Origin of the sequence: Kluyvera huaxiensis, from assembly GCF_040149365.1 — a bacterium.
GTDB lineage: Bacteria > Pseudomonadota > Gammaproteobacteria > Enterobacterales > Enterobacteriaceae > Kluyvera > Kluyvera intermedia_A.
This window is the reverse complement of record NZ_JBEFLV010000060.1, coordinates 1-516: the sequence shown is the minus strand read 5'-3', so window position 1 is coordinate 516 and position 516 is coordinate 1. Positions and strand designations below refer to the sequence as shown.

The 516-nt window shown below is 52.1% G+C and carries 1 rRNA gene; it reads right to left on the bottom strand.

What is annotated here, in order from left to right:
• Window positions 1–10: 10 nt before the first annotated feature.
• Window positions 11–516, bottom strand: a 16S ribosomal RNA gene (locus tag ABOC97_RS23920); the annotation flags it as partial.

Genomic DNA, 516 nt, shown 5'->3' with positions numbered 1-516 from the left:
TTCTTTAAGGTAAGGAGGTGATCCAACCGCAGGTTCCCCTACGGTTACCTTGTTACGACTTCACCCCAGTCATGAATCACAAAGTGGTAAGCGCCCTCCCGAAGGTTAAGCTACCTACTTCTTTTGCAACCCACTCCCATGGTGTGACGGGCGGTGTGTACAAGGCCCGGGAACGTATTCACCGTAGCATTCTGATCTACGATTACTAGCGATTCCGACTTCATGGAGTCGAGTTGCAGACTCCAATCCGGACTACGACATACTTTATGAGGTCCGCTTGCTCTCGCGAGGTCGCTTCTCTTTGTATATGCCATTGTAGCACGTGTGTAGCCCTACTCGTAAGGGCCATGATGACTTGACGTCATCCCCACCTTCCTCCAGTTTATCACTGGCAGTCTCCTTTGAGTTCCCGGCCGAACCGCTGGCAACAAAGGATAAGGGTTGCGCTCGTTGCGGGACTTAACCCAACATTTCACAACACGAGCTGACGACAGCCATGCAGCACCTGTCTCAGAG